Below are 20,544 nucleotides of genomic sequence, written 5' to 3'. Positions count from 1 at the left end.
GCTGACCGTGTCTACACAGACTCCAGCACAAAGATTTGCCAATAATGGTTCGCTGCGTGTGTGGCAACGCGCGGCCTTGGATAAATTCCTGGCCACCAAGCCGAAGGATTTCATGGCGGTGGCAACGCCAGGCGCAGGTAAGACTACCTTCGCCCTGCGCGTGGCCACAGAGCTCATGGCGGACCGTACCGTAGAGCGCGTGATCGTGGTGGTGCCCACCGAGCACCTCAAAGTGCAGTGGTCTGAATCTGCCTCCCGCGTGGGGCTCGCGCTGGATCCGAAGTTCACGAACTCTTCTGGAGTCAACCCCGCCATGGATGGCGTGGTGGTGACTTACGCCCAGGTAGGGATGCACCCCTTTAAGCACCGCGCGGTGGCCTCAGCCCGGCGCACCTTGGTGATTCTCGATGAGATCCACCACGCCGGCGACGCCAAGAGCTGGGGTGACGGCGTGCGCGAGGCCTACGACGACGTGGAACACCGCCTGGCGCTGACCGGTACGCCCTTCCGCTCGGATGATTCCCAGATTCCTTTCGTGCGCTACGAGGAGGACGGTGAGGGGCACTTGGTCTCCCGCTCCGATCACACGTACGGCTATGGCGATGCGCTTGCCGACGGCGTCGTGCGCCCCGTGGTCTTCCTCAGCTACTCCGGCGAGTCTCGCTGGCGCGATAGTGCCGGCGAGGAGCATGCGGCCCGCTTGGGCGATATCCTCAATCCGGAGCAGACCGCCCGCGCGTGGCGCACTGCTCTGGACCCCAAGGGCGAGTGGATCCCCACCGTCCTTCAAGCTGCCCACACGCGTCTGATGCAGATGCGCCGCAACATGCCGGATGCCGGCGGCCTCGTACTCGCTACCGATACGACGACGGCGCGCGCCTACGCGAAGATCCTCAAGCAGATTTCGAACACTCCGGTATCCGTCATCCTTTCCGATGACCCGGGTTCCTCCGCGCGTATCGCAGAGTTCTCCGAATCCACCGACGAGTGGATGGTGGCCGTACGCATGGTGTCCGAGGGTGTCGACGTTCCGCGCCTCGCAGTGGGTGTTTATGCCACGTCTGCCTCGACCCCGCTCTTTTTTGCTCAGGCCATCGGCCGCTTCGTGCGCTCCCGTATGCCGGGAGAGACCGCCTCGGTATTCCTGCCGTCTGTCCCGGTCCTGCTGGGGCTGGCGGAGAACATGGAGAAGCAGCGCGACCACGTCCTCGGAGGGGAGAAGAACCCCGACAAGGAGGGCTGGGACGATGAGTTGCTCGAGGACGCCAATAAGAAGAAGTCCGAGCCGGACATGCTCGAGCCTTCCTATGAGTCCCTCGGCGCGGAAGCAGAATTCTCCGGCCTGCTCTACAACGGCTCGCAGTTCACCACGGGCAATATCACCGACGAAGAAGAAGACTTCCTCGGAATTCCCGGGCTTCTCGACGCAGACCAGGTCAAGGACCTCCTTCGCAAGAAACAGTCCGATGAGATGGATCGCCGTGAGGCAGAGGAGAAGGCGCGCCGGGCTGCTGAGGCGGCGGAGGAACAACGTCGCAAGCTCTACGGCACCCCGCATGCGCCCAAGCGTGGGGCGGAGGCGTCGGCAAGCAGCACCGGATCCCAGTCAGGCGTGGTGGATGAGATTTCCGCGCTGCGCAAGGAGCTCAACACGGTGGTCTCCATCACCGCTCAGCGCACCGGCCGCCCGCACGGAGCCATCCACACCGAAGCGCGCAAGGCCTGCGGCGGACCTCCTACCGCGCTGTGTAACGCTGAGCAGTTGCAAGAGCGCATCGATTATCTGCGCAAGTGGTAGCTGCGCGGACGCAGTAGAATCCGGCACAGTATCCGGTGGCGAAGGGTAGGCTCGGCAGCATTGTGAGAAGAGTGCTCTAGGCCAAAGAAAACCTAAGGAGAAAGATGATGAAAAAGCTCATCAACTCACCGGACAACGTAGTAGCCGAATCAGTAGAGGGCTTCGCGTTAGCCCACGGTGACATTGTCACTCGCAACACGAACCCGCTGTTTGTTTTCCGCAAACAGAAGAAAGAACACGGCAAGGTTGCCATTGTCTCCGGCGGTGGCTCTGGGCACGAGCCGCTGCATGCCGGTTTCGTCGGCCATGGAATGTTGGACGCGGCCGTGCCCGGCGCTATGTTTACATCTCCGACGCCAGATGCCATCCAAGCAGCCACCGAGGCAGCTAATGCTGGGGCGGGAGTGCTCTACATCGTGAAGAACTACACCGGCGATGTGCTCAACTTCGATACTGCGGCAGAGCTGGCTGAATTCGATGATGTTGAGGTCAGCCAGGTCATCGTCGACGACGATGTCGCGGTGGAAGATTCTACGTTTACAGCCGGTCGCCGCGGCGTTGCCGGAACGCTGTTGGTGGAGAAGCTGGCCGGTGCGGCGGCCGAGCGCGGCGATGATCTCGTTGCGGTGACCGCTGTGGCGAAAAAGGTGGTAGAAAACACCGCGACTATGGGCGCGGCGCTTTCCGCCTGCACCGTGCCCCATGTGGGCAAGCCTTCCTTTGACCTCGGGGAAGACGAGGTTGAGTTGGGCGTGGGCATCCACGGCGAGCCGGGCCGCAAGGAGATTCCGCTGGTTTCGGCCGACGACGTAACGGACCACTTGCTTGATCCCGTCCTGGCAGACCTTAAGCTGAGCGAAGGCGAGCGCACCATCGTCGTTGTCAACGGCATGGGAGCCACCCCGGCCTCTGAGCTTTACGTGGTTTACCGTCGGGTAGCTCAGCGCTTAAAGGAGGCGGGGGTGAGCATTGAACGCTCCCTTGTGGGCAACTTCGTCACGAGTCTGGATATGGCCGGGTGCTCCGTGAGCGTTATGCGCGCCGACGACGAAGACCTGGCGCTTTTCGACGCCCCCTGCCACACCGCCGCACTACGCCAAGGAGTGTAACTATGACAAATGATGTAACTCTTTCAACCGACTGGGCATTAGCGTGGATGAATAATTGTGCTGCAGCTGCGCATGAATACCGCGAGGAGCTCATCGAGCTTGACCGCGCCATTGGAGACAGCGACCACGGTGAAAACGTCGATCGCGGCTTCCGCGCCGTCGTGGAGAAGATGGGCGCGGAAATCTCCCCAGAGGATTCTACCGTCGCTGATGCTCTGAAACTGACGGCAAAGACACTCATGTCCACCGTTGGCGGCGCCTCCGGGCCGTTGCTAGGGACCGCTTTCTTGCGTGCGTCTAAGGCTGCCGGTTCCGGGGCGATTGATGCGCCCACGGTGGCCGGTCTAATCGAGGCTGCGCTTGAGGGGATTACTGCGCGCGGCAAGGCCGCGGAAGGGGAGAAGACGATGGTCGACGCCTGGGCGCCGGCCGCACGAGCTGCCCGTGAAGCGGCGGATGCCGCGCTGAGTCCCGCTGAGGTTGTGCGCGCGGCTGCTGACGCCGCAGCAACCGGCGCGGAGGATACCATTCCGATGGTGGCAACGAAGGGCCGCGCTTCCTATCTTGGGGAGCGCTCTGCTGGGCACAAGGATCCGGGTGCTACGTCCTCGGCTCTGTTCCTCGCCGCGGCTGCCGACGCTGCCGAGACTTCAACGAAGGAGGCATAAAACATGACACAACCGCGCGTTGGGCTTGTCCTTGTATCGCATTCGGCCAAGCTCGCTGAAGGCCTAGCAGAGTTTGCCGGACAAATGGCCGCTGATGTGACCATCCTTCCCGCCGGCGGCTTGGAAGACGGCGGAATCGGAACTTCCTACGACTACATCGAAGGCGCCATCAGCCATGCCCTCGGCCAAGGTCTCGGCGTTGTCGTCCTCACGGACTTGGGCTCGGCCACGATGACCGTTGAGTCTGTTCTTGAGTTCCTTGATGAAGAACAAGTCCGGTTTGTGGACGCCCCACTAGTCGAGGCTGCCGTTGCCGCAGCCACCGCCGCCCAACAAGGCGATGACCTTGCGGCCGTCGTCAGAGCTGCGGAACGGGCCATCGAGGTCTTCGTGCCGAAGCAGTCTGCCGCCGCTGATCCAGTGGATAAACAGGAACCCGAGACTAACCCAGATAGGTACTCGCTGACAGTGACCGTGGCTGATGAGGCGGGACTTCACGCCCGTCCAGCCTCCAAGGTCGCGGAGATGGCCGCAGAGGCAGACGGTGTCATTGTCCTCTCCTTTGATGGCGAAGAGGTGGAAGCAGACTCTGCAATGATGCTGATGTCTCTTGGAGCTTGTCAGGGTGCTTCAGTGACTATCAGCGGTGACGCTGCTGATAAAGAGGTCATTGACCGGATTGCTACGGGCATTGAGCTGGGGCTCGACGGCTAAGGCGCCTGGGAAATCGATGAGCAGCGGGCAATGACCCCCGTACGCGGGGATTGCGCCCGCTGCCTTCGCATAAGCTATCGGGCAGTGACCTAGCCGAGTCTTCGCGAAAGTGGGAAGTTATGACCCAGCCCGACTATGTGGAACCTAACTACTACGCAGCGGATCCGCACCAGGCTCCGTACCCGCAGGCTTATCCGAATTCCTATGCGGGTTCCTATGCGCCGGTGCCTTATGAAAGGCCATCCACTCCGAACCCGCTCGCCCCATGGGCACTGGGCTTCGCTATCGTTCCGCCACTTATCGACATCGCGCTGACACTCCTCATCAGCCCCGTTGGCTTCGTACTGTCGATGTTGACCACCATCACTGGGTGGTGTGCAGCAGGGCTTGGCGTTGCTGCGCTCATTCTCGGATCGGGGCGACGCCCTGAGCACAGGGGGACCGGCATGGCGGTGTGGGGAATGCTCATTGGTTTGGGCTGGAGCTACATTGCTCCTTTCGTTTCCATGGCACTGATTTTTGTCGTGGGGCCAAATTATTAGCCATCCAATGCGCATAGAGCGCGCAGAGCACAGAAGAAGCGGCGAGGAAGGTTAAACCTCCTCGCCGCTTAAATCTTTCTGCTCTCCCTAGTCTAGGTAGTCGCGCAACACCTGAGAGCGTGATGGGTGGCGCAGCTTGGACATCGTCTTGGACTCGATCTGGCGAATACGCTCGCGGGTAACGCCGTAGACTTGGCCGATTTCGTCTAAAGTGCGCGGCATGCCATCGGTCAGGCCAAAGCGCAGACGAACCACGCCGGCCTCTCGCTCGGAGAGGGTCGTGAGCACGTCCTGGAGCTGATCCTGCAGCAAGGTAAAGGACACAGCGTCGACAGCAATGACCGCTTCGGAATCCTCAATGAAGTCACCGAGCTGGGAGTCGCCCTCATCACCGATGGTCTGGTCCAGAGAAATGGGCTCACGAGCATACTGCTGGATCTCCAGCACCTTCTCTTCGGTGATATCCATTTCCTTCGCCAGCTCCAGCGGGGTGGGCTCGCGGCCCAAGTCCTGCAGCAGCTCGCGCTGAATGCGGCCCAACTTGTTGATGACTTCCACCATGTGCACCGGGATGCGGATGGTACGAGCCTGATCAGCCATGGCGCGAGTAATGGCCTGGCGGATCCACCAGGTGGCATAAGTGGAGAACTTATAGCCCTTGGTGTAGTCGAACTTCTCAACGGCGCGGATTAGACCCAGGTTGCCTTCTTGGATGAGATCCAGGAAGGCCATGCCGCGGCCCGTGTAGCGCTTAGCCAAGGACACCACGAGGCGCAGGTTTGCCTCGAGGAGGTGGTTCTTCGCCTTGCGGCCGTCACGAGCGATGGCGCGCATGTCGCGCTTTTCCATGGGGGAGAGCTTGGCGGCCTTGTCGCCTTCGGCGCGAGCCTTCTCCATCTCGTCCATACGGTACTGAGCGTAGAGGCCTGCCTCGATGCGCTTGGCCAGGGAGACCTCCTGCTCGGCGTTGAGCAGGGCGACTTTACCGATCTGCTTGAGGTAGGCGCGGACAGAGTCGGCCGAAGCAGTCAGCTCCGCGTCTTTACGGGCCTGACGCAGGGCAGCGGATTCATCCTCATCCCAGACGGAGGAGCCATCCTCCTCTTCGTCCTCGGAGTCCTCATTCTCCAAATCGTCATCATCGTCACCGAACTCGTCGTCCTCGTCCATCTCCGCGTTGTCCGGATCGAAGTCGATGTCGGCGTCATCGGACGTCTCGGCGTCCAACTCATCGGTCTGATCCTCTGCGAGGTCCTCCGAAGACTCGGCGCTTTCCGGCGAGGTTGCCTTCTTTGCCGCCGACTTGCGCACCGTCTTCTTGGCCGTCTTTTTCGCGGCCTTCTGGGCGGACTTGCGAGTAGTTTTCTTCGTTGCTTTCTTGGCCGTCTTCTTAGCCGTTTTCTTGGCGGTCTTCTTCGCAGTCTTTTTCGCGGTTTTCTTGGCCGTCTTCTTAGCGGTCTTTTTTGCCGTCTTCTTGGCGGTCTTCTGTGCAGGTGCAGATGTCTCGGAGGTGCTCTTGTCCTCGCCGAGTACCTGGTCTGAAGAATCAGTGGCTGCCACGTACGCCCTTTCGACTTGCTCTCTGAGTGGAAAATATGGGGACGCGCAAGTTTGTCGCGACTAGTCCCCGATGCTAGCCCGCCTCCGAGATGAGCGAGGGAGGCGCGCCGCTGGATATTCGATAATCGACAGCCCAGTATAGATCATTTTTGTCAACAGGCGGTGACTGGGGTCAACTAGGGAACGCTGGGACGATATAGATTAGGGGCGAATTCCTTCCTTCGCCGCCATTGCCGCGCCCACGATGCCCGCGCGATTGCGGAGCTGAGCAGCAACGACCGGTGTTTCAATTTTGAGGTGCTCGCCCCACTTGTCGAACTTGCGGGAGATTCCGCCACCGATCACAAAGGCTGAAGGGTTAAACAGCGCCTCATACTCGTGGAGTACGCGGTTGACGCGCTTTGCCCACTGCTTGGACTTGAGACCTTCACGTTCCTTGACCGCGGATGACGCCTGGTGCTCTGCTTCCTTCTCACCAACGATAAGGTGGCCAATCTCCGTATTGGGGAAGAGCTGGCCGTCCAGAAGGAATGCGGAGCCGATGCCCGTGCCCAGGGTCAGGAAGATGACGGGGCCCGAACGTGCAATGTCATCACCGTAGGCCACTTCGGCGAGGCCGGCCGCGTCGGCGTCGTTAAGCACGGTGAAGGGCGCGTCGAGGTATTGGCTCAACAAATCCTGCGCATCCACGCCAATCCAAGACTTATCAATATTCGCCGCGCTGCGAATCACTTGGCCTTTCACCACAGCAGGCATCGTGATTCCGACGGGGCCGTCCCAGCCTTTCTCGGCGACGATTTGGGCAATTACTTTTGCTACGGCTTCCGGCGTAGCGGGCTGGGGAGTAGCGATCTTCAGACGGTCACCGACGAACTCGCCTGTCGCGAGGTCTACCTCGGCGCCCTTGATGCCGGAGCCCCCAACATCAATGCCAAAGGAATGGCCCTGGTGCTCAAGGCTCAATGTCGTGTCCTGGTACTGTGCTTCTTGCGCGGTCATACTGACAGTCTATGTTGAGCGCGGCGTTGATGTGGCAACAGTGTGAGTTTCGTATCGCTGGCGGAGTCGGCACTGTGCCGTTCCCGTATTAGTGACCGCATTGTGGGTGGGTGTGAGGAGCGATACTCAGAAAAATATCCAGCACTCCAAGAGCGGTGAATGCCCAGCTCATCCTGTTAAAAGTCGCAGGGTAGGGGGTAGAGGGGTGGGGCGGTTGGTGCCCCCATCGCGGGGCGAGTGTGACATGGGGGCTTGCGTGGTTTACGATGCCGTCGATAAATAGACGTACCAATCAATCTGACTCACAGGGGCAAGCATTATGGCCACCGATTACGACGCACCGCGTCGCCGCGCAGAAGACGACCTCGAGACCGATTCCCTCGAGGGCCTGAAGGCGGCTGAAAACGACAACAACGGCATGGATGACGATGGTGAAATCGTCGAGGCTTTTGAGCCGCCGTCAGTGGACCTGACCGGTGAGGAACTCAATGTCACCGTCGTGCCGCGTAAAGAAAACGAATTCACTTGTTCTGTGTGCTACCTGGTGCAGTCCAATAAGCGCCTCGACCACGAAGAGGATGGGCAGCCAGTCTGCATGGACTGCGCCTAGCGCAGCAGTTTATCCTGCGCGCGATGTTTAGCCCTCGGAGGCTGCTGCCTGTTCTGGAAGGAAGGCCGCGAGGAGCTTTTCGGGGTTGGTGGAGCCGATGAGCCAATAGGGGGTGGGATCCTCTGGGTCGTCGAGGACGAGCATGACGTGCTCAGGAACCCAGCCATGCGTGACAAGGAAAGCAGCCGGATCGAGCTGTGGTCCCAGCGCATTGCGCCGCGCGGTGGCCGGCACCGCGGTACTGCGGGAGACAACATCGCTAGGCAGCTGTGCGTCCTTCACGGTGAGCCACCGGGTGCCATCGGCATCCTGCTCCACTTGAACTACTGTGTTGGACCACGTCACTAGCACCCACACGGCGATGGCACTAAGCAGAATGGCGGGAATAATGACCCACATGATGCCGCGGTTGAGACTGACCGTGGCCGTGGAAATCGCCACGACGAACGCAGCCATAAACCACCAGTACCACGGCACCCATTGGCGCTCGCGATAGAGGATGACGGGGGATTCAGCAGACGCTGTGGGGGAAACAGGCGATGAATTCGAAGTCATGGCCTCTGAGTCTAGTCGTCGGGGAAGGGCAGAACCCAACGCAACCAAAGGTGCCGGGTAACCGCGGTAGACGCGGCACGAAGCTCCATCCCTCGGGGTAGGGGATGGTGAGGACAAGGTAGGCTGGGCCGCGTGAATGAGCAACACCCCCTTGTAGATCCGGTAAGTCCATTCGGAGACATTCAGATCAAGCGCCTTGATAAGGAGCTTCCGCTGCCGCAGCGAGCCCATCGTGGCGATGCTGGCGCGGATCTCTACGCCGCGCATGACGCTACTCTGCGCCCCGGAGAGCGCGCGCTCGTCGGCACTGGCATTGCTCTTGCCTTGCCAATCGGCACGGTAGGTTTGGTCCACCCGCGTTCGGGCTTGGCGGCCAAGCACGGGATTTCCGTGGTCAACACGCCGGGCACCATCGATGCGGAGTATCGCGGTGAGATTAAGGTGTGCCTTATTAATCACGATCCCGATAAGACCTTTGAGGTCGAGCGCGGGATGCGAATTGCCCAGCTTGTTGTCCAACGAGTGGAGCTCGTGGGCTTCCGCGAAGTCGAGGAACTCGATGACACCGCTCGCGGCGACGGCGGGTACGGATCCACTGGCGTCAACTGAATCAGTTGCACGTGGCAAAGCCTGCGCGTGCGCGGGCCATACCGAGCAACCCCACATCCGACAAGCACAAGTTATCCGGCACAAGACACAAAACGAGGAAGGCGCAAAACCATGGCGATGTGGCCCTTTGGCAAAAAGAAGAAAGATGCTGGCAAGGACGAAAGCCAGGACAAGAACACCACCGTCCGCACTGATGCCGCAGACAAAGAAGTAAAAGAAGCAACGGCCGAACCAGCGTCGGCGGAGAGCTTGGCAACGAAGGCCGGAGAAAGTTCGACCGCTGAGGGGCCTGCACAAGCCAGTGCAGGGCTGGTCCGCGAGGATCAGGATGACGTCGAAGGTGTTGCCGGGGTAAAAGCCGTGGCGCACGACGCCATCAACGGTGAGATGGGCCCCTACGACGGCGACAACGTGGATATCGCTGAGTTCAACTTCGAGGACTTTTCCGTCGGCCTTTTGGACCTGGGCTCGATGCGCATCCCGCTGCCGAAGGGCTCTCAGGTTCAGGTGGAAATGGGCCCAGACGGCCCTCGTATGCTCCACATTCTTACGCCGCACGGACGCATGACGCCCGTGGCCTTCGCCGCGCCGCGCACGCCGGGGCAGTGGGCGGAATCTGCCAAGGACATCGTCAAGGGTTTGGAAGCAGATGGGTTTACAGCGCATCCGGAGGATGGTCCTTGGGGTTCTGAAATCGTCGGCACCAGTGATAAGGGTGGAATCCGAATCATTGGTGTGGAAGGGCCGCGGTGGATGTACCGTTTGACCTTGGCCGCTCCTGCGGGCAAGGAAGAGGAGCTAGCGCAGCTGGGACGCGAAGTCGTCGCGCGCACCTTTATTTATCGCGGCGAGCAGCCAATTCTTGCCGGAAGTTCACTTCCCGTGATGCTGCCGCAGCAGCTCGCTGAGCAAGTCCAGCAGGCGCTTCAGGAGCGCCAGCAACAGGCAGCGCAACCATCCAGCGCTCAAAACTCCGCGCCAGCGGATAATGCTGCGGGCGCCGAAAGCGGCGCGGAGGCCGAGGCTCGCGAACAATTGCGCAATCTCGACGACCACGAGAACAAGTAGCGCGCCCTAGGCCATTGGCCGTGACCCTCCCGGCTACTACCGAAAAGGATTGTTGAAACACGTGACCACCCCTATGCCCGAAGGGCGCGATACCACCGAACACGGCACTACGCCCGCCTCTGAGGCCTCCATGGACTCCACGACTACTGAGACACCACAACAGACTGCAGCAGCGACCCCAGCGCCTGAGGCAGAACCGTCGCTGCTCGAACAAATGGGAGGCCTGACCGGTCTGGTGTCTGCGACCCTGCCCGTGCTGGTGCTCATTCCGGTTAACAACATGTGGGGCCTGGGGCCTGCATTGGCCGCAGCGCTCGGTGTGGCGCTGGCCATCAGCCTGTGGCGTTTGGCGCGCAAAGAGACGTTGCAGCCAGCATTTTCCGGGTTGCTGGGTGTCGCCATCTGCGCTGGTATCGCGTGGTTTACAGGAGACGCCAAGGGCTACTTCCTTTATGGAATTTGGATGTCGCTCGTGCTGTTTATCGTGGCGGTTGTCTCCATCATCGTGCGCTGGCCGCTTGTCGGCGTGGTGTGGAAAGGCCTCAACGGCGATGGCATGGGGTGGCGAATCGTGCCGAAGGCACGGCGAGCCTATGCCTTGGCAACGGCGGGTTGGGCCGCGGTCTTCATTGCCCGTTTCGTGGTGCAGCGCGCGCTTTACGACGCCGATGCCACCACCACCCTCGGCATCGTTCGCATCCTCATGGGGTGGCCGCTAACCGGCATCGTCACCATCTTGACCGTCTGGATGGTTCGCCGTGCCAACGCCGCGGTGGAGGAATCACAGGGCGTAGAAGGAGCACACAGCTCCGAAGCCACCAAGGAGAGGATCCATGACTGAGAGTGCTCACAACGCTGCTGATTCAAGCGTTGTCAAAGGGGCGTCCTTCGACACCACCATCGAACGCATGGGGCACGGCGGTGTCGGAATCGGTCAGGCGCCCGACGGGCGCGTGTGTTTCGTCCCCAGTGCTTTCCCGGGCGACCAGGTGAGGGCGACAGTTACCAAGACGAAGAAGACCTTCGTGGAAGCGGAGATAATATCCGTCCTCCAGCCAGGTGAGTACCGCGTCGAGTCTTCGTGTCCCGCGGCACAGCGCGGTGCAGGTTGCTGCGATTTCGCCGAGCTAAATCCTGCGGCGGAACCAGGAATCAAGGCCGCCGTCTTGCGCGATCAACTACATAGGGTGGCCCGGCTTGAGGATGTGCCCGAGATTGAGGCTATCGATGTCGCACCGCAGCGCGGGTGGCGCACGAGGGTACGGCTGGGCGTCGACAAGCAAGGCCGTGCCGGTGTGCGCAAGCGCGGCTCCACTGAGCTGATTACAGACGTGGCGTGTAGCCAGCTGGTGCCGGGGCTCGTCGCAGGTCTGGTGGGGCCTGGTGCCCGCACCTTTAGTCCTGGTGCGGAGGTTATTGCGGTCCTGGACAGCGATGGCAACCGCCACGTTGTCGAGACACGGAAAGCACCGCGCGGACGGCGCATTGAGACTATCCGGGAAGTAATCGAGGCCCCGACAGAGGACGTCGTGCAGCGTGCCGACGGTCACGAGTTCCGTTTCCCAGCCACCGCTTTTTGGCAGGCGCACGTGAGCGCGCCTGACGTGTACACCAGTCTCGCACGCGAGTGGCTTGCTGCGGAGGCGGGAGAAAGCACTGCCGCAGATGAATCCGCGGTCGACGCAGTGGCTTGGGATCTCTATGGAGGGGTAGGGCTTTTCGTTCCTGCTCTGGCTGAGGTCACGGCGCCCCAGGGCGGGCACACCACCGTGTTTTCCGTCGATTACTCGCCGGCGGCTGCGGCGGCACAGCCGGGTCTTGCAGAGTATGACGTGCACTTTCGTACCGACAAGGTGGAGCAGGTAGCGAGCCAATTGCCAAAGCCAACGACGGTAGTTTTGGATCCGCCGCGCACCGGTGCTGGCCGGGATGTGGTGGCCGCAATTGCTGAGGCAGCGCCGCAACGCGTCCTGCACATCGGATGCGATCCCGCTACCTTTGCCCGCGATATCGCCGCGTGGTCTGAGCGCGGCTACCGCATACAGCGCTTAGCAATGGTGAATGCTTTTCCCGGAACGCACCACTTTGAAACCCTGGCGCTATTGGTCCCCGCGGCACAGGTGGCATAGCTTTCGCTTCGAGTGCTGCCGGGGCAATGATTGACGTGTCACGTGTGTTAGCGGGTACGGTGGTAGAGAAGAAAACGATCGATGAAGGGGTTTAAGGCAAGCTCTATGGGCATTCTGGATTCCATTCAATCACCAGGCGATCTCAAAGCCCTGAGCAAGACGCAACTGGTTGAGCTCGCGGCGGAGATTCGCCAGCGCTTGATTGAGAAGGTGTCCGCTACCGGCGGTCACCTTGGCCCTAATTTGGGTGTTGTGGAGCTCACTGTGGCGATCCACCGCGTCTTCGATTCCCCGCGAGATCCCATCGTCTTTGACACCTCCCACCAGGCATATGTGCATAAGATGCTCACAGGCCGTGCCGGTCAATTCGATACGCTGCGCCAGAAGGGCGGCTTGTCTGGCTACACGGACCGCGGGGAGTCTGAGCACGACTGGACGGAATCTTCCCACGCCTCGGCGTCACTGTCCACGGTGGACGGCCTGTCCAAGGCCTTCAAGATTCGCGGTGAATCGCACCGCAATGCCGTGGCGGTTGTCGGTGACGGCGCCCTGACGGGTGGCATGTGTTGGGAAGCGCTCAACAACATTTCTGCGGATAAAGACCGCAACGTTGTCATCATCGTGAATGACAATGGCCGCTCCTATTCACCGACCATCGGCGGACTCTCAGAGAACCTTGGGCGCATCCGCGCGCAGCATGGCTATGACGAGTTCATGGCGCTGGGCAAGAAGCGCCTGAAGTCCATGGGCTGGGTAGGTGAGCGCACCTTTGACGCTTTGCATGCGGTCAAGGAAGGCGTGAAGTCCACCGTCCTGCCCACCGAGATGTTCCCAGAACTGGGCATCAAATACATTGGTCCGATTAACGGACACGATATCGACGCCGTGGTCCGGGCACTGAGCTACGCCCGCGACTATGACGGCCCCATCATCGTGCATACGGTCACGGAGAAGGGCCACGGCTTCGCACCAGCGGTCAATGAGCCGAAGGACCAGATGCACTCCACAGGGGCTATCGATCCAGTCACCGGTGTGTCCAAAGGACAGAAGCAACCGGGATGGACTGCGGCCTTCTCCGAGGAACTCATCAAGGCCGGTCATGCCCGCGAGGATATTGTGGCGATAACCGCCGCTATGGCAGGCCCAACGGGATTAGCTCCATTCCAGGAGGAATTCCCAGAGCGCTTCTTCGATGTCGGAATTGCAGAACAACATGCCATGGCCTCTGCGTCAGGCCTGGCGCTGGCAGGTATGCACCCGGTGGTGGCGGTGTATTCAACCTTCCTCAACCGCGCAGTGGACCAAGTGGTCATGGACATCGCGTTGCTGAAGCTGCCCGTCACCATCGTTCTCGATCGCGCCGGTGTCACAGGATCCGATGGTCCCTCGCACAATGGTGTCTGGGACATGGCGCTGATGAGCATCGTCCCGGGTATGCGCATCGCCGCACCGCGCGATGGTGCCCGCTTAAGGGAGCTCTTCAACGAAGCAATCGCCATCGAGGATGGCCCGACGGTAGTGCGTTTCCCTAAGGGCAACCTGCTGGATGATTGTGAGGAGCTCGAGCGCCTCGATGATGGCGTCGATATCCTGCGTTATTCCGATGCTGCTGAATCAGCGGCCGAAGCAACGGATGTTCTGATCGTCTCCATCGGCGCCATGAGTGCTCGGTCCTTGGGGGCCGCCGAGCGGTTGGAAGCCGAAGGCTTCAACGTGACCGTCGTTGATCCGCGTTGGCCGGTTCCGGTCCCACAATCCATTATCGCGCTGGCTGCGGATCATGACCTCGTGGTCACGGTGGAGGACGGGATCCTGCGTGGCGGCGTGGGTTCCATGGTGGCCGAAGCACTCGATGCTGCCGATGTGGATACCCCTGTGCACCGACTCGGCGTGCCGGGCTGTTTCCCCAAGCACGCCAGCCGCGGTGAGGTTCTTGAGGAATTCGGGCTGACTCCGGAGGGAATCGCGGAGTCCGTCAGCGAGTGGGTAGCTGCTCGCAGCTAAGAACGCGGGCGAGTGAGCGCTACTGCTCCAGCCCGTGGCGCAAAAGCGGGGAGGCAAGCTCGATTTGCCACTCGCGCGCGCCCTGGGAACGTAGGAAATCGGGGATATCCGAAGCATCTGTGATTTCCCCGGCGACGCCACCCTCTGGGCCGCACGCCGCCCACACGGCCATGCGCAGCAGGCTGGGTTTGAGAATGAGCTCGTAGCTCATGCCGAGCTCATCGCCGAGGTCCTCGAAGTCACTACGGATTTCGGTGTAGAGCTGCCACAGTTCGGGGAACTCCCGGCTAAAAACTGATTTGGAAGGAACCGGGCGCGGGCTGCGCAGCACCTTCGGCCATTGCTGGCGCGGGCTGGCCAGTGCGGTTTCAACCGCGTCGAACCACCGCAAGGTCGCACCCCCGCGGCGTCGGGGAAAACCTTTGATTTGGTTGATTTCGCGTGGCGAGCGGGGCACGCGGCGAGCAATGTCCACCAACACGCGGTGCGGTAGTACTCGGTTGGGGGCCACGTCCTGGGTGCGCGCGATAGATTCGCGGCGCTGCCACAGCTCGCGAGCCACGGCGAGCTGCTCGCCGGAGCGAAGCGAGGACACGCCCTTGAGATCCCGCCACGAGCGGGGCTCGGGGCCTTTAATGCGCGCGTGGTCGTCGACTATCTTCTCAAACTCCTCATAGGCCCAGTCGAGTTTTTCCTCCTCCGCGAGGATATCGCGCAAGGTCACAGCGAGCTCATTGAGTAACTCCACGTCAAGCGCCGCATAGTTGCGCCACGACCGGGGAATGGGGGTTTCGGACCAGTCGGAATCGCCGTAGCCCTTTTCCAATTGGACGTCGAAAAGCTCCAGCACCATTGCTGCCAAGTTGGGGTGGGCAAAGCCGGCGAAGCGAGCGGCCAGCTCGGTATCGAAGAGCCTGCCTGGGTACAAGCCCAGCCAGGCTAGGCAAGGAAGATCGGAGGGGGCCGCATGGACGACCCAATCTTGGCCGTTGAGCACCGGTGCTAAGGCCGCGCGGAGCTCAGCCCTGTGGTGTTCCGGGGCGAGCAAAAAAGTGCCCGCACCTTCTCGGCGAATTTGTACAAGGAACGCGCGGTCGTCATAGCGGTAAGCTGACGCGCGTTCGGTGTCGATGGCGAAGGGGCCAGTTCCAGCTGCCAGGCGGTCGGCGGCGGCGTGAAATTCACGGGGAGAAAGCAGGACCTTTGGCGTTCCGTCAACCGGTACCTGGCGCAGCTCAGCCATGTTAGCGCCCGAGCTCCGCTACGCCTTCTGGTGGCAGCCCCGCAACGAGGGAAAGAACCTGCGCAAAAGCTTCCACGTGTGGGGCGAGATCTAGGCCGGCGGCGGTCCAGGAGGCGCGCATTTCTAGTTGGTAGGCGCGCGGCGGGCCGCCGATCTCGCCGAAACGGACCGAGGCGGTCGACGTGACGGTGCCGCCTAGGTTGGTGTGGGTAGCCTCGCGCACGTCGAGGGATTCGGTAAGCCACTCCCAGGCGACGTCGGGAAGCAGCGGATCCCCAGCGACGGCATCGTCCAAGTCTGCTTGGATGTAGGCCACGAGGCGCATTGCGCCTTCCCAGGCCTCCTCAGCGCCGGGATCGTGGAGCAGGATGAGGCGGCCGAAGGCATCGCCGTCAGAGTCAGTGGGGATGTTGTCCCCGTGCTCGTTGCGCTCAACTTCCAAGCCGATGGCGTGGCTGAACGGCGCTAGCCGCTGCGGTGGGCGGATGGTGCCCAACGTGATTTCTGGGCGCAGCTGTGCGGCATGGAGGGACTCAACGGCCTCCGTGAAGGCGGCCGGGGTGCTCGGCTCCGCAGGGCGCGAATCGGCGGGGGAGGCGGCGGTGCGATCGTGCAGGTTGGTCGGTGCCCCTGCGAGGTTGCGCGAAGAAACGTCGGAATTGCTCACGGGGAACAACGTATAAGCTCCGCCCTCGTGGCGGTGGAAGGCGCGCCGAAAGGCTAGTGGCGCGAGGGGTCGTCTCCAACTTATGATGGATGCGAAACTCTGTCGGTTGAAAGAAGGAGAAAGGCATGTCGAAAGTCAACTTCGCCGAGCTCAATAAGGTCCAGCGCTATTCGCAGCACGCGGTTTTTCAAGTAATCCCCGGTGCGCTGGGCACCGAGCGCGAGGAGATCGTGGCGCAGGCACAGAAGTTCTTCGCGGATTTGGAGGAAGCAGGCGTGGTTACCGTTCGCGGTATCTATGATCTCTCCGGGATGCGGGAGAGCGCTGACTTCATGATCTGGTGGCACGCTGAGGAATTCGCCGACATCCAGAAGGCCTTTGCGGACTTCCGCCGCGAGACCACCCTGGGGCAGGTTTCCGAGGTGACCTGGGTGGGCAATGCACTGCACCGCCCAGCGGAGTTCAACAAGTCCCACCTGCCGTCCTTCATTATGGGCGAAGAGCCCGGCGAGTGGATTTCCGTCTACCCCTTCGTGCGCTCTTATGACTGGTACACCATGGATGAGGAAAAGCGCCGCCGCATCCTCATGGAGCACGGCATGCAGGCACGTGATTATCCGGACGTACGCGCCAACACCGTGCCAGCCTTCGCGCTGGGTGACTACGAGTGGATCCTGGCCTTTGAGGCCCCGGAGCTGCACCGCATCGTGGACCTGATGTACCTCATGCGCTACACCGAGGCTCGTCACCACGTGCGCGAGGAGATTCCTTTCCACACCGGCCGCCGCGTGAAGGACGTGGCTGAGCTCATCGCGATCCTGCCTTAAGAACCGCGATGATTCGCGCTAGCTGCCGCGAAAAGCGCCGGAAGCCGGTTGAGGGTTTAGTCCTCGACCGGCTTTTCTTCTAGATCCAGGCAGATGGAATTGATGCAGTAGCGCAGGTCCGTCGGCGTATCGTAGCCCTCACCTTCGAAGACGTGGCCGAGGTGGGATTCACAGTTAGCGCACAGTACCTCGATGCGGCGCATACCCAGTGAATTGTCTTCGCGCTCAATGATGGCGTCACCGGCCAAAGGGGAGAAGAAGGACGGCCAGCCGCAGTGCGACTCAAACTTTTCCGTGGAGCGGAAGAGCTCGGCACCACAGGCGCGGCAGGAGTACACGCCTTCGGTAGTCGTGTTGGTGTACTCGCCGACGTGCGGTGCTTCCGTTCCGGCCTCACGCAGAACGTGGTACTCCTCGGGGCTTAACCGCTTGCGCCATTCGGTATCTGCAATGAGCTTGAAATCAGTCATGCAGGGAGTTTATCGCTAGCCTGAGGCTTTGGGCTAGTGCCTCGCTCCGCGGACCACCAGCCGGCCACGGTGGTGGCGGTCACCACGATGAGCAGTCCCCACCCGATGGTGGCGATGAAGACGCTCATCCAGTGTGCGGCGGTGGGCATGCTTGTCGACGTCCACTCGAGCGGCGCCAAGAATAAAAATGCGGCCAACCATGCTCCCCACGTGTGGAAGACCGAGCGTCCGAGCATCACCGTAAACAGCATGGGGATAAGCCACATGGAGTAGTACTGCTGACCCAGGGAGGAAAGGAAGAAAATGCCGACCATGATGGCACCACTTGTGCTCAGTGCCCAGAAGGTGGGCTCGTTGTCGCGCCAGCGTAAAAGCCCAAGGATGCCCACTGCCGCTAGTGCCGCGAACAGGATCCAGATGGGGTAGTAGATAATGCCGGGCAGATCGAAGTAGGCGCGCACGCCCGGCCATGAGGCGTTGGCATAATCGCGCGTTGTGGCCAGGTAGGGAAGAAGGTTGGCGCGGAAGCCTTCCACGCCCGGAACGAACGGCCAAGCCGCAAGGTTGGCTACCAGCGGTATAGCCACGCCCAAACCTAAGGTGAGCCAGCGCTTGCGCACCAAGGCGAGGAAGAGCAGCGGGGCAAATTGCGGCTTAACCAGAATCGCCAGACCGATGCACAGCCCGGCGGCCCATCCGTGTTTATCCAACAAGACCAGAAACGCCACCATGGCGAGTAGAAGCACGCCGTTGATATTGGTAAAGACCAACGTGTTGATGACTGATTCGGTAGCGAAGGCAGCAGCGATGCTGACTGGCCACAAGGGGCCTCGCAGGCCGTGGCCTACGAAGCGAGTCAGTAGGGCCAAGGCGGCGACGATGGCCGCGGCGTTGGCCAGGATGAAGGCGATGCGCGCGTGTTCCTCGGAAACAAGCCCCAAGGGGGATAGGAGGAGCGTTGCGCCCGGGTTGTATAGGTAGAGCGGCTCGACGAAGGAATAGTTCTGTTCGTAGACCGGGTTGCCCTCCCACAGGTTCCGGATTGCGCGGTAGACGGTGCCGAAATCATCGGTCACCGTGCCGTTGAAGGCGAGCACGAACACGCGATGGAAAACCAAGACTATGGCGGCGGGCCACGCGGCGGCCGTCCACAGTCGCGCGGAATCTGAGGTTGAGGGAGCCGGAGAAGTCACGGCAGCACAGTTTACGGTGTTTGGGTTCGTTGATAGCGCAGAAACACCGTGCTGTCGACAGCAGCAACGTTCTCCAACTCGAGCTTGAGCGCAGGGGAGGTGGCTTTGCCATCGACGACGGGCTTTTCGACGGAGGGCGATAGGTGCGGGTCGAGCGTCAAATAGAGCTTGTCCACAAGCCCTTCGGCGATTAAGGCGGAATACACGGAAGGGCCGCCCTCACAACTGATGCGGCGCGCGCCCCGGGCGCGAAGGGCTGAGATTGCCTCGCTCATGGTACCGGTGCCAATGCTTAGAACGTCGGCACCGGCCTCGACGAGGTGCTGGGCCTCGGGCGAGGATGCGCGTTCCTCCGGGGTAAGAACAATGGGGCCGGAGGCTATAAACTCTTCGAACCCGGCAAAGTCAAGGGAGTGACTGAGTACGGCGAGGCGCGTGCTTGTCGACGGCCCGTATTCCTCCGCCTTCACCGTGGCTGAGCCGACGACGGCAATATCGGCCCATTCGCGCAGTGCGGCGAAGAGTTCACCGTCGGTGGCGTTGCCCATTGGCCCTGAGGTTCCATCGATGGTGGCGGAGCCGTGGAGCGTACTCACCGCAATCAAGCGGATTCCTTCTCGGTCGGGCCCCATGAGGTGGTTTATCAGAGCAGTGTCACTCATGGCGCCCCACGGTACCTGAAATGTCGACGACGGCTTAGGGCGTGGGATTGGCCGGAGCGTATGTGATCAGGCGCGTTGGAACCGCCATGTGCCGAAGCGCAGCGCAGAGGCTCCCCAATGCAATAGCAGGAGCACCAATAAAGCAAGGGACAACCGGTGCCAGCCTTCATCCCAGGAGCCAAGGCACAAAGTGCCGACAGGGAATGTGGAGCCCCACCAGCCTGGGCCATAAGGGGCCCACGCGACTACCGCTTGGTAAAAGCAATACATTGCGAATACTACGCAGGGCGCACCAATGATGAACACGATGATGCCGTAGAGGTGGGCGTCAAAAAGCAGCGTCGAGGCCGCCGTTGACTGTCCAACCACGCCGAGCGGGATCCATGCCGTACCCGCAGCCGCCTCGCGCGGCCTATCTTGACGGCGTGCTAAAGACCAATAGCAATAAGCGAACAGCGGAATTGCGGTGATGAACGTGAGGAAGAAGCACAGCTCGCCGGCATAGCGGTAGAACTGCCCGTGATTGATAGCCAGTTGACCCGCGGAAGTCGCCGCCACCATGGGGGAGACCAGCGCCAGCCCCCAAGGAAACGCGGGCTTGTCGTAGTGGTGCTGCTGTTTGAACAACCCCCACAGCTGCCACAGACAGACCACGACCGAAAGCGGTGCGCCAATCCACCAACTTGCCAACTGGAAGGCATCGGTTCCGGTCAGCGCGGTCCATGCCGAGCCGCACGCCAGCAGGCCCATCGTGTACATGCCCCACCCAGCCATATTCTGGTGCCGAGGCGGTTCATTTTTCGTTCCCACGGTAAAAATCACCAGCAGAACAGCTGCGATAAGAGCAAAAACGATTTGGCCTATGCGTAGACCATGCAAACCCGACAAAGTTGACGCAATTGAGGTTCCCATCAAGGAGCCTGCCCAGGCTGGGCCGTACTTTGGCAACTGCACATCTATCACCCTATGCCTGCACGTGTTGCTATTGAACCATTATGGAGTTATCGGGTAACTACGCGCGGGGGCAGGTCCAATATCGTGCAGGCTTTATCAACCATGCCGTGCCCCAACGGGTTGAGCTATCGTGTCTGGCTTTCTTGGCCAGTTTCAGGAACAA

General features: G+C 61.1%; 21 protein-coding genes. 12 read left to right on the top strand and 9 right to left on the bottom strand.

Annotated features, from left to right (window positions below; genetic code table 11):
* Positions 1–7 precede the first annotated feature (7 nt).
* From R3O64_RS07595 to R3O64_RS07575, 5 genes are all read left to right on the top strand, one after another.
* Positions 8–1,798 (top strand): DEAD/DEAH box helicase, encoded by a 1,791-nt coding sequence (locus R3O64_RS07595; RefSeq protein WP_070522009.1) that lies wholly within the window; start codon positions 8–10, stop codon positions 1,796–1,798.
* A 107-nt stretch (positions 1,799–1,905) separates the two neighbouring features.
* Positions 1,906–2,907 (top strand): dihydroxyacetone kinase subunit DhaK, encoded by a 1,002-nt coding sequence (dhaK, locus tag R3O64_RS07590; protein WP_339017550.1) that lies wholly within the window; start codon positions 1,906–1,908, stop codon positions 2,905–2,907.
* A gap of 2 nt (positions 2,908–2,909) precedes the next feature.
* Positions 2,910–3,575, top strand: coding sequence for a dihydroxyacetone kinase subunit DhaL (gene dhaL / locus R3O64_RS07585; RefSeq protein ID WP_339016463.1), 666 nt, complete (start codon positions 2,910–2,912; stop codon positions 3,573–3,575).
* 3 nt (positions 3,576–3,578) lie between these two features.
* Positions 3,579–4,289: a dihydroxyacetone kinase phosphoryl donor subunit DhaM gene (gene dhaM / locus R3O64_RS07580; protein ID WP_339016461.1), complete on the top strand. Its 711-nt coding sequence runs from the start codon at positions 3,579–3,581 to the stop codon at positions 4,287–4,289.
* A gap of 119 nt (positions 4,290–4,408) precedes the next feature.
* Entirely contained in the window at positions 4,409–4,831 is a 423-nt protein-coding gene (locus R3O64_RS07575) for a hypothetical protein (protein WP_070563185.1), read from the top strand.
* A gap of 87 nt (positions 4,832–4,918) precedes the next feature.
* Here R3O64_RS07575 and R3O64_RS07570 read toward each other — a convergent pair whose 3' ends face one another.
* Positions 4,919–6,391, bottom strand: coding sequence for an RNA polymerase sigma factor (locus R3O64_RS07570; protein WP_070686229.1), 1,473 nt, complete (start codon positions 6,389–6,391; stop codon positions 4,919–4,921).
* 201 nt (positions 6,392–6,592) lie between these two features.
* Entirely contained in the window at positions 6,593–7,390 is a 798-nt protein-coding gene (gene ppgK / locus R3O64_RS07565; RefSeq protein ID WP_339016458.1) for a polyphosphate--glucose phosphotransferase, read from the bottom strand.
* A 319-nt stretch (positions 7,391–7,709) separates the two neighbouring features.
* Here ppgK and R3O64_RS07560 point away from each other — a divergent pair, with 319 nt between their 5' ends.
* Positions 7,710–8,000, top strand: coding sequence for a DUF4193 domain-containing protein (locus R3O64_RS07560; protein WP_070531301.1), 291 nt, complete (start codon positions 7,710–7,712; stop codon positions 7,998–8,000).
* 27 nt (positions 8,001–8,027) lie between these two features.
* Here R3O64_RS07560 and R3O64_RS07555 read toward each other — a convergent pair whose 3' ends face one another.
* On the bottom strand, positions 8,028–8,555 hold the full coding sequence (locus R3O64_RS07555) for a DUF3093 domain-containing protein (protein WP_144014957.1): 528 nt from the start codon (positions 8,553–8,555) through the stop codon (positions 8,028–8,030).
* A gap of 132 nt (positions 8,556–8,687) precedes the next feature.
* On the opposite strand from R3O64_RS07555, the gene dut reads away from it, so the two are divergent.
* From dut to dxs, 5 genes are all read left to right on the top strand, one after another.
* Positions 8,688–9,164 carry a dUTP diphosphatase gene (dut, locus tag R3O64_RS07550; protein WP_070522035.1) on the top strand — a complete coding sequence of 159 codons (477 nt, stop codon included), beginning with the start codon at positions 8,688–8,690 and terminating at the stop codon, positions 9,162–9,164.
* 111 nt (positions 9,165–9,275) lie between these two features.
* Complete coding sequence (locus R3O64_RS07545) at positions 9,276–10,232, top strand: DUF3710 domain-containing protein (protein WP_339016457.1); 957 nt, start codon at positions 9,276–9,278, stop codon at positions 10,230–10,232.
* Positions 10,233–10,362: 130 nt separating this feature from the next.
* On the top strand, positions 10,363–11,073 hold the full coding sequence (locus tag R3O64_RS07540) for a DUF3159 domain-containing protein (RefSeq protein ID WP_425248921.1): 711 nt from the start codon (positions 10,363–10,365) through the stop codon (positions 11,071–11,073).
* The gene (locus R3O64_RS07535; RefSeq protein ID WP_339016456.1) at positions 11,066–12,361 is read left to right on the top strand and encodes a class I SAM-dependent RNA methyltransferase; all 1,296 of its coding nucleotides are present in this window, start codon (positions 11,066–11,068) and stop codon (positions 12,359–12,361) included. The genes R3O64_RS07540 and R3O64_RS07535 overlap by 8 nt, the downstream gene beginning before the upstream one ends.
* Before the next feature lie 105 nt (positions 12,362–12,466).
* Positions 12,467–14,365 (top strand): 1-deoxy-D-xylulose-5-phosphate synthase, encoded by a 1,899-nt coding sequence (dxs, locus tag R3O64_RS07530; protein WP_339017549.1) that lies wholly within the window; start codon positions 12,467–12,469, stop codon positions 14,363–14,365.
* A gap of 19 nt (positions 14,366–14,384) precedes the next feature.
* Here dxs and R3O64_RS07525 read toward each other — a convergent pair whose 3' ends face one another.
* A complete protein-coding gene (locus R3O64_RS07525) occupies positions 14,385–15,608 on the bottom strand; it encodes an HRDC domain-containing protein (RefSeq protein ID WP_070531282.1) in 1,224 nt (407 codons plus the stop codon).
* Position 15,609: 1 nt separating this feature from the next.
* Positions 15,610–16,275: a DUF3000 domain-containing protein gene (locus R3O64_RS07520; RefSeq protein WP_070531279.1), complete on the bottom strand. Its 666-nt coding sequence runs from the start codon at positions 16,273–16,275 to the stop codon at positions 15,610–15,612.
* Positions 16,276–16,400: 125 nt separating this feature from the next.
* Between R3O64_RS07520 and hemQ the strand changes: the two genes are divergently transcribed.
* Positions 16,401–17,102 (top strand): hydrogen peroxide-dependent heme synthase, encoded by a 702-nt coding sequence (gene hemQ, locus R3O64_RS07515; RefSeq protein WP_070531276.1) that lies wholly within the window; start codon positions 16,401–16,403, stop codon positions 17,100–17,102.
* Positions 17,103–17,158: 56 nt separating this feature from the next.
* Here hemQ and msrB read toward each other — a convergent pair whose 3' ends face one another.
* From msrB to R3O64_RS07495, 4 genes are all read right to left on the bottom strand, one after another.
* A complete protein-coding gene (gene msrB / locus R3O64_RS07510; RefSeq protein ID WP_070522057.1) occupies positions 17,159–17,572 on the bottom strand; it encodes a peptide-methionine (R)-S-oxide reductase MsrB in 414 nt (137 codons plus the stop codon).
* Positions 17,569–18,765, bottom strand: a complete 1,197-nt coding sequence (locus R3O64_RS07505; RefSeq protein WP_339016454.1) for a glycosyltransferase family 87 protein — start codon at positions 18,763–18,765, stop codon at positions 17,569–17,571. The genes msrB and R3O64_RS07505 overlap by 4 nt, the downstream gene beginning before the upstream one ends.
* An 11-nt stretch (positions 18,766–18,776) precedes the next feature.
* Positions 18,777–19,427 (bottom strand): dihydrofolate reductase family protein, encoded by a 651-nt coding sequence (locus tag R3O64_RS07500; protein WP_339016452.1) that lies wholly within the window; start codon positions 19,425–19,427, stop codon positions 18,777–18,779.
* Positions 19,428–19,493: 66 nt separating this feature from the next.
* Positions 19,494–20,381, bottom strand: a complete 888-nt coding sequence (locus R3O64_RS07495; RefSeq protein ID WP_269948106.1) for a TDT family transporter — start codon at positions 20,379–20,381, stop codon at positions 19,494–19,496.
* Positions 20,382–20,544 lie beyond the last annotated feature (163 nt).

Origin of the sequence: Corynebacterium hesseae (assembly GCF_037850265.1) — a bacterium.
Lineage (GTDB): Bacteria > Actinomycetota > Actinomycetes > Mycobacteriales > Mycobacteriaceae > Corynebacterium > Corynebacterium hesseae.
The sequence above is the reverse complement of the archived record's forward strand: the minus strand, read 5'-3'. Positions and strand labels throughout refer to the sequence as shown.